We start from the raw sequence: 13,676 nt of genomic DNA on the forward strand, positions 1-13,676 counted from the left end.
CGCGTCAGGCTGGCTCAGGCGTCGTAGTCCGATTCCAGTCGGCTGACGGTGGGTTTGCGGAACACGATCTCGCCGGTGGGCACGTGCACCACGCGGATCTCCTCGCCGCCCGGCAAGGTGGTTGCCTTGGCAGCCACGGCAATGGCCAGCGCGCGGTCGCGCACGTAGTAGTGCTGCGATCCCGGCTCAGGCAGGAACAGGCTGGCGATGGGGTGGCTGCTTTCGATGCGGTACTCGGCAGGAGTCATGGGTCACCTCTCTCGCAATGGGCGCCCGCCGACGCATGACTGCGGCACGGGTTGCGCACAGAGTAGTCCGGTGACCTGGCGTGTCTGTAGGACGCCGCTGATGCCCCAGCCTTGGGCGGGGACTCGTTGCGCCGCATCAAGTGCAGGCGTTTTTGCCTGCCTCAGCGGAATCCTTGCGCGGCCGACGCAGTGTGTCGTGTGGTACCCGCGCCGCCCGGCAACGCGGCGACCGCGGCCTTGCTGGCCAGGAAACGCACGCCGCAGTGGGTGCAGGACCACAGGCGCTGCGACGGCAACAACCATCGCATCCACGGCGTGCGGTGCTCGCGGACGTACTGCGGGGCCGGGCAATTGCATGGGTGCAACCGCATCCCGCGTTTGTAGCGGGCCAAGCTGAGCTTGCGCTGACAGCTTGGCCCGGCGTCGCATCACGCAGCGACGCCGCGCGCCGCTTACTTCTTCAGTTCGCGCTCGACCTTGCTGCGCGAGTTGCCCGCGCTCTTCACCGCGCGCTTGACGTCGGTGGCGCTGGCGCCGGTCTTCTTCGCCTCGTAGCGCACTTCGTGCTGCTGGCCGCCCGCGACACGCGAGCGGTCCTGCGCGCGGCCGCGCGAGCTGGCGGAGGATTTCTTGCTGGTTGCCATGTGGGACTCCTGGGTCTTGAAGCCTCGACCATCGCCGCCCGGCGCGCCGCCGCGTGACGGTGAATTTCAACAGCCCACGCCAGAAGGCAGCGCATGCGCACGCGCGGCCGGACGGCGCATCGACCAGGCGACCCACGCCGCGATCGCGGTTTCGAGCGTGGGGGTGAACCAGTGCGCGAAGGCCAATGCCGATGCTCCGGCGACCGCGGCGAGGTCGTTGTACATGACCGAGAGGTTGAGGGCCATGTGCAGAGCGATCGCGAGCCACAGGCTGCCGCTGCGATACCGCACCGCCGTGAACAGCGCGCCGCCCAGCATCGTCAGGCCCGCGCGTTGCAGCGCCTCGGGCCAGGCCAGGCCCATGAAGCCGTGCAGCAGGTGCATGCCGCCGAACAGCACGCTGTTCAGCAACAGCGCCTGCCACACGGGCAGCCTGAGCAGCAGCGCGAAGATCACGCCGCGAAACAGCAGCTCCTCGCCGAACGCGTTGAAGAACTGCACGGCCAGGTCGGTCGGCCATTGCGCCAGCACCTCCGCGCGCGGGCCGCAGGACAGGTTCATCGCCACCAGCACGAGGCCCGCCAGGAACACCGGCGCCGGACGGACTCTCGATGGTTCGAGGCCGAGCGAGCGCCACAGCCCCAAGGCGTGCGCCAGCACGAGCGGCAGCACGATGGTCGATGCGAACGCCGTGAGCTTGACGGCGCCGAAAGCGTGCGGCGGCAAGGCCGCCCGGCCGCCCAGGAGGATGGCGGCGGTCAGCGCGAACTGCAGTGCAGCGAACCCGATGGCGAGGGCGACGGGGTGGCGGTCGGCGAGGCGGCGGAGGGATTGCATGGCCGCGCACTGTGCCCGCCGTGGCGCCACGGCGCGACGGCCGGGCGACGAGGCGCCATCCGGTGCGACAGGCTGCCGGGCTGCACGACGGACCGTGGACGCCGCCTACAATGGCGCGCGCCGCCGCCGTAGTTCAATGGATAGAACGAGCGCCTCCTAAGCGCTAGATACAGGTTCGATTCCTGTCGGGGGCGCCAGCTGCGACGCTCCGCGTCGCGGCGCCCCCGACTGTCGGGGGAGAAACAGGAACCCCCTCACCCCAGCCCTCTCCCCCGAGGGGCTCTCGAGGCTCTGGCGAGCCTCGGGCCCTTTGGGCGCATCAGGAACCCCCTCACCCCAACCCTCTCCCCTGAGGGGGAGAGGGAGCAGGGCGTGCGCTATTTGGACAGCAGGCGCATGGCCTCTTCGAGGCCTTTGATGGTCAGGGGGTACATCCGCTGGTTCATCAGCTGCTGGATCACCGAGATCGACTGGCGGTACTGCCACACGCCTTGCGGCTCGGGGTTGATCCACGCGAACTTGGGGAAGGCGTTGGTCAGGCGTTGCAGCCACTCGGCGCCGGCTTCCTCGTTGTTGTATTCGACGCTGCCGCCCGGCTGCAGGATCTCGTAGGGGCTCATCGTCGCGTCGCCGACGAACACCAGCTTGTAGTCCTTGTTGTACTTGCGGATGATGTCCCAGGTCGCGAACTTCTCGCTGAAGCGGCGGCGGTTGTTCTTCCACATGAAGTCGTAGACGCAGTTGTGGAAGTAATAGAACTCCAGGTGCTTGAACTCGCTCTTGGCGGCCGAGAACATTTCCTCGACGCGGTGGATGTGTTCGTCCATCGTGCCGCCGACGTCCATCAGCAGCAGCACCTTCACGTTGTTGTGCCGCTCCGGCACCATCTTGATGTCCAGGTACCCGGCGTTCGCGGCGGTGGACTTGATGGTGTCGTCCAGGTCCAGTTCTTCCTCCGCGCCCTGGCGCGCGAACTTGCGCAGCCGGCGCAGCGCCACCTTGATGTTGCGCGTGCCCAGCTCCTGGGTGTCGTCGTAGTCCTTGTACTGGCGCTGGTCCCAGACCTTCACCGCGCTGCGGTTGCGCGACTTGTCCTGGCCGATGCGGATGCCCTGCGGGTTGAAGCCGTAGGCGCCGAACGGCGAAGTGCCGCCGGTGCCGATCATCTTGCTGCCGCCCTCGTGCCGGTCCTTCTGCTCCTCGAAACGCTTCTTCAGCGTCTCCATCAGCTCGTCCCAGCCCATCTTCTCGATCTTGGCCTTCTCCTCGGGCGAGAGCTCCAGCTCGAGGTTCTTGCGCAGCCACTCGAGCGGGACGTCCTTGGTGAAGTCCGCCAGCAGTTCCACGCCCTTGAAGTACGCCGCGAACGCGCGGTCGAACTTGTCGTAGTGCTTCTCGTCCTTCACCAACGCCGTGCGCGCCAGGTAGTAGAAGTCGTCGAGCGAGTAGGCGCCGTCGCTCACCGGGCCGACCACGCCGGCCTGCACGGCCTCCAGCAGCGCCAGGTACTCCTTGACGGAGACCGGCAGCTTCGCGCTGCGCAGCGTGTAGAAGAAATCGATCAGCATGGCGGGCTCAGGCGGCCGGGGCCTCCACGCCATGGTAGGCCGGCTGCGCGCGGTTGGGGCGCCAGGGGACGAGGGTGCCCCGCCGCTGGGCCACCACAAGCAGGGCGATGGCCGCCGCCAGGCCGATGGCCGCCGCGACGACCGACGCTTCGAACCCGAACGACCCGCCGGTGAGCCAGTCCGGCCCGCTGAACTGCGGGACGAGCCACGAGTTCTTGGTCGGCAGGCCCGAGATGGGCGAGCCGTAGACGCTGCCCTGGGTGAAGTTCCACGCCGCATGGATGCCCATGCACAGCGGCAGCGAGCGCGTGACCTGGTACGCCATGCCCAGCAGCAGCCCGGCTTCGATGGCGATGGCCACCGAACTCCAGACGGTGGCGCCAGGGTTGGTGATGTGCACGAAGCCGAACAGGAGCGCGGAAGCGAGCAGCGCGGCCGCCGTGCCCAGCCCTTCCTCGATGATGCGGAACAGCACGCCGCGGAACACGATTTCCTCGAACACCGCGGCGCCGACGCCCGCGACGAGCAGCGTGCCGGCGAACGGGATGTCGGTGCGCACTTCGACCACGCGGTAGGCGCCAGCCAGCCACAGGGCGCCGGCGCACGCACTGATGTACGCCGCGCCGCACGCGATGCCGATCGCCAGGTCGCGCGGCAGGTCGCGGCCGCGCAGGAGCTCCCTGGGCCGACGCCGTTCGATCCACCGCGCCGCCAGCAGGTACGCCGCGATCGACGGCAGCACGTACAGGAGCAGCGCGCCGACGATGCCCTGCGCACGGGCCGCGTCAGGGCCGACCCAGCCGAGCACCTTCAGCGGCATGAACAGGACGAAGCCGAGTGCCGCGATCAGCAGCAGCGTCAGGACGATGCGCGCCGGCGGTGAATACAGGAACCGGCGCTGCCACGCCGGCGTATCGGCGGGCGTGCGGAAGGCGAGGGCGGCGGTGCTCATCGGGATCGTTCCAACTGGTAGGAGAGGTGCGCCTTCACCTCGGGCCATTCGCCTGCCGAGAGGCTGTACATGACGGTGTCGCGCACGGTGCCGTCGCGGCGCAGCGCATGGTGGCGCAGCACGCCGTCCTTGCGCGCGCCCAGGCGCTCGATCGCCTTCTGGCTGGCGAAGTTGTAGTTGTCGGTGCGCCAGCCCACCAGCTTCGCGCCGAGCGTCTCGAAGGCGTGCGTCATCAGCAGCAGCTTGCAGGTGGTGTTCACGTGCGAACGCTGCATGCTCCTGGCGTACCAGGTGTAGCCGATCTCCAGCCGCTCCACCGCGGGCACGATGTCGTGGTACCGGGTCGAGCCCAGGACGCGGCCGCTGGCGGTGTCCTGCACCACGAAGGGCAGCATGTGGCCGTCGGCGTAGCCTTTGAGCGCGGTGTCGACGTAAGCCTGTTCCTCGCCGGGCGCCGGGACCGACGTCACCCGCAGCGTCCACAGGTCGCCATCGCGCGCCGCGGCGGCGAGCGCCGGCGCGTGGTCGCGCGCCATGGGCAGCAGCCGCACCGGGCCGCGTTCGAGCGTGACGGGTTCGGGCTTGTGCATCAGCGGTTGTTCCGCTGCATGAACACCAGCTTCTCGAACAGCGTGACGTCCTGTTCGTTCTTCAGCAGCGCACCCACCAGCGGCGGCACGGCGACCTTGTCGTCCTTGCTTTGCAGCGCCTCCAGCGGGATGTCCTCGGCGACCAGCAGCTTGAGCCAGTCGAGCAGCTCCGACGTGCTGGGCTTCTTCTTCAGGCCGGGCAGGTTGCGCACGTCGTAGAAGGTCTTCATCGCCGCCGTCAGCAGCTCCTTCTTCAGGTCCGGGAAGTGCACGTCGACGATGGAGCGCATCGTGTCGGCGTCGGGGAACTTGATGTAGTGGAAGAAGCAGCGGCGCAGGAAGGCGTCGGGCAGCTCCTTCTCGTTGTTGGAGGTGATGAACACCAGCGGCCGGTGCTTGGCCTTCACCAGCTCGCGCGTCTCGTAGACGTAGAACTCCATCCGATCCAGCTCGCGCAGCAGGTCGTTCGGGAATTCGATGTCCGCCTTGTCGATCTCGTCGATCAGCAGCGCCACCGGCTGGTCGGCCGTGAACGCCTGCCACAGCACGCCCTTGACGATGTAGTTGTGGATGTCCTTGACGCGCTCGTCGCCCAGCTGCGAATCGCGCAGGCGGCTCACCGCGTCGTACTCGTACAGGCCCTGCTGCGCCTTGGTGGTGGATTTCACGTGCCACTGCAGCAGCGGCAGGTCCAGCGCCTGCGCCACTTCCTCGGCCAGCATCGTCTTGCCGGTGCCCGGCTCGCCCTTGACCAGCAGCGGCCGCTTGAGGGCGATCGCGGCGTTCACCGCCAGCATCAGGTCCTGGGTGGCGACGTAGTTCTGGGAGCCTTGGAATTTCATCGGGACGGGGACCGCGGACCGCTGAGGCCCGGACCCTATAATGGTTGGTTGATCTTCGTCAGAAACGACGCTCGTCGATTGTGCGCGCAAAATGAACAAGCTGCTGTCCACGCTCCTGGCCCTGTTTGTCGCTTCGGCGACCAATTTCGCGCACGCGCAGGCGACCCCCGCCGCGCCGCAGGCGCCCCAGTCCCAAGCCCCTGGTAACGCCCCCGCCGGCCCGGCCTCGCTGCAGGCCAAGATCGCGATGTGCCTGGGCTGCCACAACATCATCGGCTACCAGGCCTCGTTCCCCGAGGTGCACAAGGTGCCGATGATCGCGGGCCAGAACGCCGGCTACATCGAAGCGGCGCTCCACGCGTACAAGGGCGGCGAGCGCAAGCACCCGACCATGCGCGGCATCGCCGACGCGCTGTCCGACCAGGACATCAAGGACATCGCGGCCTACTACAGCAAGCTGGGCCTGGAAGGCGGCACCAAGCTGGCCGACAAGCCGGGCGACGAGCCCAGCCCGCAAGTGGCCGCGCTGCTGCAGAAGGCCAACTGCGTGTCCTGCCACGGCGCCAACTTCTCCAAGCCGATCGCCCCGAACTACCCGAAGATCGGCGGCCAGCATGCCGACTACCTGTTCGTCGCGCTGAAGCAGTACAAGACCGACAACAACGCCGCGGTCGGCCGCAACAACGCGATCATGGGCGCCATCGCCAAGCAGTTCAGCAACGCCGAACTGAAGTCCATCGCGCAGTACCTCGGCTCGATCCAGGGCGACGTGAAGACGGTGCCGGAAAGCCGCTTCCACAAGCACGAGTGAGGCAGCGCCTCACGGAATGACGAAAGGCCCGCGGACGCGGGCCTTTTTCATGGGCGGCTCAGTCCTTGGTCGCCCGCCGCTGCACGCACGCGACGTATGCGTCGCCGTCGGGCGGCCGGCCCGAGCGCTGGCTGTCCCACAGCATCTGCCCCAGGCACTCCATCGCCTCGTGGTGGGCGTCGTGCAGCGAGCCGCGGCGCGCCGCCAGCAGTTCGACGGCCTGGCGGATGCCGCGCGGCTGGTCGATGGAGCACTGCTCGCTCACCGACAGGTGCATCGCCAGGTGCAGGAAGGGGTTGCTGCGGCCGTCGCTGCCGTCGTAGACCTTCTGCAGCGCCGCGTCGCCGTCGGCCAGGTCGGGGTCGTATTCGGGGTGCTCCTGCAGCCACTGGCCGGCGAGCGTCTCGAGCGCGTCCATCGGCTGGCCCGCGCGCTGCTTGGCGCGCACCCCGGTGAAGAAGCGGCGGACGTCCTGCTGGGAGGGATTGAACATCGCCCGATTCTGTCAGGGCACGCTGCCGCGCCTGGTGGCGCTGGCGAGGAAATCGAAATCCACGCCACGGTCGGCCTGCGTCACCGTGTCGAGGAACAGCTTGCGGTAGCCGCGCTCGGCCGTCGGCGGCACGACCGGTTCGGCGGCGCGGCGCGCGGCGAGTTCCTCGTCGCTGACCAGCAGCGCGAGCTCGCGCCGCGACAGGCTGATGCGGATGCGATCGCCATTGCGCACCCACGCGAGCGGCCCGCCGATCGCCGCTTCGGGCGTCACGTGCAGCACGATGGAGCCGAACGCCGTGCCGCTCATGCGGCCGTCGCTGATGCGCAGCATGTCCTTCACGCCTTGCTGCGCCAGCTTCTTCGGAATCGGCAGGTAGCCCGCTTCCGGCATGCCCGGGTGGCCCTTGGGGCCGATGCGCTTGAGCACCAGCACGTCGTCGGCGGTGACGTCGAGCGCCGGATCGTCGAGGCGCGCCGCGAGGTCGGCCGCGTTCTCGAAGACGACGGCCCGCCCTTCATGTTCCATCAGCCGCGGATCGGCCGCGGACTGCTTGACGATGGCGCCGCCGGGCGCGAGGTTGCCCCACAGCACCGCGACGCTGCCCTGCGCATGGATCGGGTTCGCGCGCGTCTTCACCACGTCCTGCGCGAAGCCGGGACCCGCGGCGTCGAGTTCCTCACCCAGCGTGCGGCCGGTAACGGTCATCGCATCCAGATGCAGCAGCGGCTTGAGTTCGCGCAGCAGCGTCGCCATGCCACCGGCGGCGTGGAAATGCTCCATGTAATGCTGGCCGGTCGGCTTGAGGTCCAGCAGCACCGGTGTCTCGCGGCCGAGGCGGTCGAGGCCACGCAGGTCCAGCTCGTAGCCGAGGCGGCCGGCGATGGCCGCCAGGTGCACGATCGCATTCGTCGAACCGCCGATGGCCAGCAGCACGCGCATCGCGTTCTCGAACGCCTGCGGCGTGAGGATGCGGTCGATCGTCAGCTTCTCGCGCGCGAGCTGCACGGCCGTGGTGCCGGTGGCTTCGGCCACGCGCATGCGGTCCGCCGTCACGGCCGGCGGGCTCGCGCCGCCGGGCACCGTCATGCCCAGCGCCTCGGCGATGCAGGCCATCGTGCTGGCGGTGCCCATCACCGAGCAGGTGCCCACGCTGGGCACGAGCTGGTCGTTCACGTCCTCGACTTCCTGCGCATCGATCTCGCTGGCTCGGAACTTGGCCCAGTAGCGGCGGCAGTCCGTGCAGGCACCGACGGTTTCGCCGCGGTGCGAGCCGGTCAGCATCGATCCGGTGATCAGCTGGATGGCGGGCAGTCCGGCGGACGCAGCGCCCATCAGCTGCGCGGGCACGGTCTTGTCGCAGCCGCCGATGAGGACCACCGCGTCCATCGGCTGCGCGCGCAGCATCTCCTCGGTGTCCATCGCCATCAGGTTGCGCAGGTACATGCTGGTGGGCGATGCGAAGCTCTCGTGCAGCGAGATGGTCGGGAACTCCATCGGCAGCCCGCCGGCGAGCATCACGCCGCGCCGCACGGCCTCCAGCAGCTGGGGCATGTTGCCGTGGCAGGGGTTGTAGCCGCTGGCCGTCTGCGTGATGCCGATGACGGGGCGGTCCAGCGCAGCCCGGGTGTAGCCGCCGCCCTTGATGAAGGCGGTGCGCAGGAACAGCGAGAAACCCTCGTCGCCGTAGCTGGTCAGCCCCTTGCGCAGGCCGGTGGGTGGGGTGGGCTTGGTGTCGTCGGGCTTGGACATGCTGCGAACGTTGTAGTCGGCACCGATGATGCACCAGCGAAGGGCCGCACGTTCGGGTTGATCAGGAGGCATGCCAACGCAGTCCGGGCGCAAGATGGCGGCCGCTGCCCGCGGGGTGCGGGCACATCGACATGGAGACGAGCGTGAAGCAGATCCTTCGACTCATGCTGGTGGCCTTCCTGGCCATCGCATCCGGGGCCTCGATGGCCCAGAACATCTCGGTCGCCACCGGTGGCACCGGCGGCGTGTACTACCCCATGGGCGGCGGCATCGCGGCCGTGCTGTCCAAGTACGTGCCGGGCATGCAGGCCACCGCCGAGGTGACCGGCGGCTCGGTCGACAACCTGAAGCTGATCAACAGCGGCAAGCCCTACGTCGGCTTCTCCATGAGCGACGCCGCGCAGGACGCGCTCAAGGGCGAGGACAAGTTCAAGGGCCACAAGGTGCCGCTGCGCACGCTGGCCATCCTGTATCCGAACCGCATGCACGTCGTGACGGTCGAGGGCCGCGGCATCAACAGCTTCGCCGACCTCAAGGGCAAGCGCGTGTCCACCGGCTCGCCGGGCAGCGCCACCGAAGTGATGGCCTTCCGCCTGATCGAGGCCGCCGGCATGGACAAGGACAAGGACCTGAAGCGCGAGCGCCTGGGCGCCGCCGAATCGGTCAACGCCATCAAGGACGGCAAGATCGACGCCTTCTTCTGGGTCGGCGGCCTGCCGACCGCCGCCGTGTCCGACCTGGCCAGCACGCCCGGCACCAAGATCAAGATGGTCGACCACGCCAACCTGGTGGCGGCCATGAACAAGAAGTACGGCAACCTGTACGTCGAGGACGTGATCCCCAAGAGCGTCTACAAGGGCATGGACGCCGACAACCACCAGGCCACGGTCCAGAACATCCTGGTGGCCAACGAGAGCATGGACGAGAAGACGGCCTACAACATCGTCAAGGCGATCTTCGACCACAAGGCCGACATCGTGGCGGTCCACAAGGAAGCCGAGAACATCAAGCTGGAGAACCAGAAGAAGGACGCGACCCCGGTGCCGTGGCACCCGGGTGCCATCAAGTACATGGCGGAAAAGGGCGTCAAGCTGAACTGACCCGCGAATGAAAGATCCCGACACCACCGCAGAGAAAGTCGGCCTCAGCGAAGCCGTCAGCGCGACGGCCTTGCAGAAGGCCGAGGAATACATCGAGCAGGAGGAGGGCGCGGCCAACAAGCTGAAAGGCTGGCTGGCCACCTTCGTCACGCTGGCCGCGGTGGCCATGTCGGTGTTCCACCTGTACACGGCTTACGCCATCGTGCCGACGCAGACCCTGCGCCCCGTGCACGTGGCGTTCGTGCTGGCGCTGTGCTTCATGGTGTTCCCGGTCGCGCAGCGCTGGCGCCACCGCATCATGTGGTGGGACTGGATCGCCGCCGCGCTCGCCATCGCGAGCGTCTACTACCTGATCCAGGGTGGCGACGACATGATGGACCGCAACACGTCGCCCCTGCCGTGGGACGTCGCGTTCGGCGTCGTCATGATCGCGCTGATCCTGGAAGCGATGCGGCGCACGGCCGGCTGGATCATGCCGTTCATCTGCTGCCTGTTCCTCGCCTACGCGCTCGGTGGTGAGTACCTGCCGGCGCCGTGGACCCACAAGGGTTACGAGGTCGACCGGCTGGTCGGCTTCATGTACATGACGCTGGAAGGCGTCTTCGGCTCGGCCGTCGACGTCTCGTCCTCGCTGATCATCCTGTTCACGATCTTCGGCGCCTTCCTGCAGTATTCGGGCGCCGGCAAGTTCTACATCGACTTCTCGTTCTCGGCGATGGGCGGCAAGCCCACCGGCGCAGGCCGCACCGTGGTGCTGGCGTCGTTCCTGCTTGGCGGCCCGTCGGGCTCGGGCGTGGCGACCACCGTCACGCTGGGCTCGGTCGCGTACCCGATGCTCGCCAAGGTCGGCTACGAGAAAAACGCCGCCGGGGGCCTGCTGGCCGCGGGCGGCCTGGGCGCCATCATCTCGCCGCCCGTGCTGGGTGCGGCCGCGTTCCTGATCGCCGAGTTCCTGAAGATCTCGTACCTCGACGTGCTGTTGATGGCGTGCATCCCCACGCTGCTCTTCTACTTCGCGCTGTTCCTGATGGTCGAGATCGACGCGCGCAAGTTCGGCATGCACGAGACGACCTTCGAGAAGGTCGACACGGTCTGGAACCTGACGAAGAAGTACTGGTTCCACTTCCTCTCGCTGGTCTCCATCATCGTCTTCATGCTCTGGGGCTTCTCCCCGGTGCTGTCGGTGTTCTGGGCCACGGTCGTGTCGGTGGCCACCAGCTTCCTGCGCAGCGACACCGCGCTGATCCCGCGCGACTTCTTCCGCGGGCCCGGCCTGGCGCGCCGCTTCCTGCAGACGCCGTTCATGAAGGCGATGGAAGGCGGTTCCATCGGCGTGCTCAACGTCGCCGCCACCTGCGCCGGCGCCGGCCTGATCGTGGGCGTCGTCACGCTCACGGGCCTGGGCCTGAAGTTCAGCTCCATCGTGATCGCGTACGCGGGCGGCTCGCTGCTGCTGACGGCCATCTTCACGTCGCTGGTCGTGTGGATCATCGGCCTGGCCGTGCCCGTCACGGCCTCGTACATCATCTGCGCCGTCATCGCCGCGCCCGCGCTTACCAAGCTGGGCGTGCCCGAGTTCGCCGCGCACATGTTCATCTTCTATTACGCGGTGCTGTCCGAAGTGTCGCCACCGACGGCGCTGTCGCCGTTCGCGGCGGCGGCCATCACCGGCGGCGACCCGTACAAGACGACCATGCAGTGCTGGAAGTACACCGTGCCGGCCTTCCTGGTGCCGTTCATGTTCGTCCTCGACCCCAGCGGGCAAGGCCTGCTGCTGATGGGATCCACCAAGGCGCTGGCCAATGCCAACTGGTGGTCCATCGCCGAAGTGACCATCACCTGCGCGATCGGCATCGCCGCGCTGGCCGCCGGCTTCCAGGGCTGGGCCCTGCGCCGTGCGACCACGTTCGAACGCGTCATGCTGATCGTCGCCGGCTTCCTGCTGGCCTACCCGGGCTGGGTGGCCGACGTCGCCGGCATCGTGCTGGTGGTCATCGCGCTCGCCATGCAGGTGCTGCGGCCGCAGTTGCAGCCCGCCTGAAGCAGTTCACGAGGCAGTCCATGCATCGCTTCGACACGTCCGCCAAGGGCGTCTACCTCATCACCGTCACCCCGTTCACCGACAGCGGCGCGCTCGACCTCGCGAGCACCGACCGCATGGTGGACTTCTGCCTCGAGCGCGGCGTCACCGGCCTGACCATCCTCGGGATCATGGGCGAGGCCACCAAGCTCACCGCCGAGGAGTCGCGCACGTTCACGCGGCAGGTCGTGCAGCGCGTGCAAGGCAGGGTGCCCATCGTCGTCGGCGTGTCCTCGCCGGGCTTTGCCGCGATGGGCGAGTTGACCAAGGCCGTGATGGACCTCGGTGCATCGGGCGTGATGGTCGCGCCGCCGTCCACGATGCGCACCGACGACCAGATCGTGTCGTACTTCGACATGGTCGGCGAAACGCTGGGCGCGGTGCCGTGGTGCCTCCAGGACCATCCGGTCGCCACCGGCGTGCAGATGTCGGCGTCCGTCGAACTGCGCATCATGAAGAATGCGCCGCACTGCGTGATGCTCAAGCACGAGGACTGGCCGGGGCTGAACAAGCTGTCGGCCATCCGCGCCGCCAGCGACAGGGGCGACGTGCGCCGCGTATCCATCCTCACCGGCAACGGTGGCGGCCTGTTCCTGCCCGAGGAGCTCTCGCGCGGCGCCGATGGCGCGATGACCGGCTTCGCGTACCCGGAGATGATGGTCGACGTGGTCGCGGCGCATGCGCGCGGCGACGTCGAGCGCGCGCACGACGTCTTCGACGCCTACCTGCCGCTGGCCAAGTACGAGCAGCAGGCCGGCATCGGCCTGGCGGTGCGCAAGCACCTGCTGCACCAGCGCGGCGCCATCGCCTCGCCCTTCATCCGCAAGCCCGGGCCCAAGCTGTCGGCCCAGGACGTCGCCGACCTCGATCGCCTGGTGCGCCGGCAGGACCAGCGCCTGCGCGAGCTGGGCTGACCTTTCATCTCCGGAGTTTTTCGCATGGCCATGCCGCCCGTTCCCGCGCCCGCGACCATGGAGCTCGACCCCCAGGTGGTCGAGACCCTGTCGAAGGTCACCACTGCCACCATCACGACCGTGCTCCTGAAGAAGGGCTTGCGCAACGTGTGGCTGCGCGGCGCGCGTCCCGTCCGCACCGGCGGCCCACGCCTGGTGGGCCGCGCGTTCACGCTGCGCTTCGTGCCCGCGCGCGAGGACCTCGCGACGCCGGAGTCGTGGGGCTCGCCGATCTCCACGCGCGCCGCCATCGAGGACATGCCTGCCGGGTGCATCACGGTGGTCGACGCGATGGGCGTGCAGGACGCCGGCATCTTCGGCGACATCCTGTGCGCGCGCATGGCCAAGCGCGGCATCACGGCGCTGGTCACGGACGGCGTCGTGCGCGACTTGCACGGCGTGCTGGGCACCAACCTGCCGCTGTGGTGCAGCGGCGCAGCGGCGCCGGCTTCGGTGACGAGCCTGACCTTCGTCGCCTGGCAGCAGCCGATCGCCTGCGGTGGCGTGGCCGTGTTCCCCGGCGACGTGATGGTGTGCGACGACGACGGCGCGGTGCTGATCCCCGCCGCGCTGCTCGATCACGTGCTGCAGGAAGCCCCCGAGCAGGAACGGCTCGAGGGCTGGATCATGGACGAGGTGAACAAGGGCGCTTCGCTGCCCGGCCTGTACCCGCCCAACGCGGAGAACAAGGCCCGCTACGAGGCGTTCAAGGCGAAGAAGTAATTCCGTCGTCCCCGCGAAGGCGGGGACCCATCGCTTCCACTTCCGCGGGCCGCCAAAGCGGAAGCAATGGATTCCCGCCTCCG

14 protein-coding genes and 1 tRNA gene are annotated in these 13,676 nt (G+C 68.3%); 6 read left to right on the plus strand and 9 right to left on the minus strand.

The annotated features are described in order from the left end of the window. Positions 1–14 precede the first annotated feature (14 nt). From I8E28_RS04015 to I8E28_RS04025, 3 genes are all read right to left on the minus strand, one after another. A complete protein-coding gene (locus I8E28_RS04015) occupies positions 15–248 on the minus strand; it encodes a hypothetical protein (RefSeq protein ID WP_200786547.1) in 234 nt (77 codons plus the stop codon). A 452-nt stretch (positions 249–700) separates the two neighbouring features. Next, positions 701–892 carry a DUF3606 domain-containing protein gene (locus tag I8E28_RS04020; RefSeq protein ID WP_200786548.1) on the minus strand — a complete coding sequence of 64 codons (192 nt, stop codon included), beginning with the start codon at positions 890–892 and terminating at the stop codon, positions 701–703. Positions 893–958: 66 nt separating this feature from the next. Continuing rightward, entirely contained in the window at positions 959–1,729 is a 771-nt protein-coding gene (locus I8E28_RS04025; protein WP_200786549.1) for a CPBP family intramembrane glutamic endopeptidase, read from the minus strand. A 122-nt stretch (positions 1,730–1,851) separates the two neighbouring features. On the opposite strand from I8E28_RS04025, the gene I8E28_RS04030 reads away from it, so the two are divergent. Then, positions 1,852–1,926 (plus strand) — tRNA-Arg (locus tag I8E28_RS04030). A 180-nt stretch (positions 1,927–2,106) separates the two neighbouring features. Here the strand turns inward: I8E28_RS04030 and I8E28_RS04035 are convergent. Genes I8E28_RS04035 through I8E28_RS04050 form a run of 4 tightly spaced genes read right to left on the minus strand, consistent with a single transcriptional unit; the run spans position 2,107 to position 5,681 of the window. Beyond that, positions 2,107–3,297, minus strand: a complete 1,191-nt coding sequence (locus tag I8E28_RS04035; RefSeq protein ID WP_200786550.1) for a vWA domain-containing protein — start codon at positions 3,295–3,297, stop codon at positions 2,107–2,109. 7 nt (positions 3,298–3,304) lie between these two features. Next, positions 3,305–4,249 carry a CPBP family intramembrane glutamic endopeptidase gene (locus I8E28_RS04040; protein WP_200786551.1) on the minus strand — a complete coding sequence of 315 codons (945 nt, stop codon included), beginning with the start codon at positions 4,247–4,249 and terminating at the stop codon, positions 3,305–3,307. Continuing rightward, a complete protein-coding gene (locus I8E28_RS04045) occupies positions 4,246–4,839 on the minus strand; it encodes a GNAT family N-acetyltransferase (RefSeq protein WP_200786552.1) in 594 nt (197 codons plus the stop codon). The genes I8E28_RS04040 and I8E28_RS04045 overlap by 4 nt, the downstream gene beginning before the upstream one ends. After that, the gene (locus I8E28_RS04050; protein ID WP_200786553.1) at positions 4,839–5,681 is read right to left on the minus strand and encodes an AAA family ATPase; all 843 of its coding nucleotides are present in this window, start codon (positions 5,679–5,681) and stop codon (positions 4,839–4,841) included. Before I8E28_RS04050 ends, I8E28_RS04045 begins: the two co-directional genes overlap by 1 nt. A gap of 91 nt (positions 5,682–5,772) precedes the next feature. On the opposite strand from I8E28_RS04050, the gene I8E28_RS04055 reads away from it, so the two are divergent. Next, positions 5,773–6,492: a c-type cytochrome gene (locus tag I8E28_RS04055; protein ID WP_200786554.1), complete on the plus strand. Its 720-nt coding sequence runs from the start codon at positions 5,773–5,775 to the stop codon at positions 6,490–6,492. 58 nt (positions 6,493–6,550) lie between these two features. On the opposite strand, the gene I8E28_RS04060 is transcribed toward I8E28_RS04055, so the two are convergent. Then, the gene (locus I8E28_RS04060) at positions 6,551–6,985 is read right to left on the minus strand and encodes a DUF1841 family protein (RefSeq protein WP_200786555.1); all 435 of its coding nucleotides are present in this window, start codon (positions 6,983–6,985) and stop codon (positions 6,551–6,553) included. A gap of 12 nt (positions 6,986–6,997) precedes the next feature. Next, the gene (locus tag I8E28_RS04065) at positions 6,998–8,737 is read right to left on the minus strand and encodes an IlvD/Edd family dehydratase (protein WP_200786556.1); all 1,740 of its coding nucleotides are present in this window, start codon (positions 8,735–8,737) and stop codon (positions 6,998–7,000) included. A gap of 143 nt (positions 8,738–8,880) precedes the next feature. Between I8E28_RS04065 and I8E28_RS04070 the strand changes: the two genes are divergently transcribed. The 4 genes from I8E28_RS04070 to I8E28_RS04085 are packed head-to-tail and all read left to right on the plus strand — an operon-like array spanning position 8,881 to position 13,593. Then, complete coding sequence (locus I8E28_RS04070; protein ID WP_338050715.1) at positions 8,881–9,837, plus strand: TAXI family TRAP transporter solute-binding subunit; 957 nt, start codon at positions 8,881–8,883, stop codon at positions 9,835–9,837. A gap of 7 nt (positions 9,838–9,844) precedes the next feature. Beyond that, the gene (locus tag I8E28_RS04075) at positions 9,845–11,878 is read left to right on the plus strand and encodes a TRAP transporter permease (protein ID WP_200786558.1); all 2,034 of its coding nucleotides are present in this window, start codon (positions 9,845–9,847) and stop codon (positions 11,876–11,878) included. A gap of 20 nt (positions 11,879–11,898) precedes the next feature. Continuing rightward, a complete protein-coding gene (locus I8E28_RS04080) occupies positions 11,899–12,831 on the plus strand; it encodes a dihydrodipicolinate synthase family protein (RefSeq protein WP_200786559.1) in 933 nt (310 codons plus the stop codon). Between the two features lie 30 nt (positions 12,832–12,861). Continuing rightward, positions 12,862–13,593, plus strand: a complete 732-nt coding sequence (locus I8E28_RS04085; protein ID WP_420850234.1) for a ribonuclease activity regulator RraA — start codon at positions 12,862–12,864, stop codon at positions 13,591–13,593. The last annotated feature ends 83 nt before the right edge of the window (positions 13,594–13,676 follow it).

Origin of the sequence: Ramlibacter algicola (genome assembly GCF_016641735.1) — a bacterium.
Lineage (GTDB): Bacteria > Pseudomonadota > Gammaproteobacteria > Burkholderiales > Burkholderiaceae_C > Ramlibacter > Ramlibacter algicola.

Excerpts from the sequence above, each read along its gene's own strand:
- I8E28_RS04015 (WP_200786547.1), bottom strand. The coding sequence starts at position 248 with ATGACTCCTGCCGAGTACCGCATCGAAAGCAGCCACCCCATCGCCAGC.
- I8E28_RS04020 (WP_200786548.1), bottom strand. The coding sequence starts at position 892 with ATGGCAACCAGCAAGAAATCCTCCGCCAGCTCGCGCGGCCGCGCGCAG.
- I8E28_RS04025 (WP_200786549.1), bottom strand. The coding sequence starts at position 1,729 with ATGCAATCCCTCCGCCGCCTCGCCGACCGCCACCCCGTCGCCCTCGCC.
- I8E28_RS04035 (WP_200786550.1), bottom strand. The coding sequence starts at position 3,297 with ATGCTGATCGATTTCTTCTACACGCTGCGCAGCGCGAAGCTGCCGGTC.
- I8E28_RS04040 (WP_200786551.1), bottom strand. The coding sequence starts at position 4,249 with ATGAGCACCGCCGCCCTCGCCTTCCGCACGCCCGCCGATACGCCGGCG.
- I8E28_RS04045 (WP_200786552.1), bottom strand. The coding sequence starts at position 4,839 with ATGCACAAGCCCGAACCCGTCACGCTCGAACGCGGCCCGGTGCGGCTG.
- I8E28_RS04050 (WP_200786553.1), bottom strand. The coding sequence starts at position 5,681 with ATGAAATTCCAAGGCTCCCAGAACTACGTCGCCACCCAGGACCTGATG.
- I8E28_RS04055 (WP_200786554.1), top strand. The coding sequence starts at position 5,773 with ATGAACAAGCTGCTGTCCACGCTCCTGGCCCTGTTTGTCGCTTCGGCG.
- I8E28_RS04060 (WP_200786555.1), bottom strand. The coding sequence starts at position 6,985 with ATGTTCAATCCCTCCCAGCAGGACGTCCGCCGCTTCTTCACCGGGGTG.
- I8E28_RS04065 (WP_200786556.1), bottom strand. The coding sequence starts at position 8,737 with ATGTCCAAGCCCGACGACACCAAGCCCACCCCACCCACCGGCCTGCGC.
- I8E28_RS04075 (WP_200786558.1), top strand. The coding sequence starts at position 9,845 with ATGAAAGATCCCGACACCACCGCAGAGAAAGTCGGCCTCAGCGAAGCC.
- I8E28_RS04080 (WP_200786559.1), top strand. The coding sequence starts at position 11,899 with ATGCATCGCTTCGACACGTCCGCCAAGGGCGTCTACCTCATCACCGTC.
- I8E28_RS04085 (WP_420850234.1), top strand. The coding sequence starts at position 12,862 with ATGCCGCCCGTTCCCGCGCCCGCGACCATGGAGCTCGACCCCCAGGTG.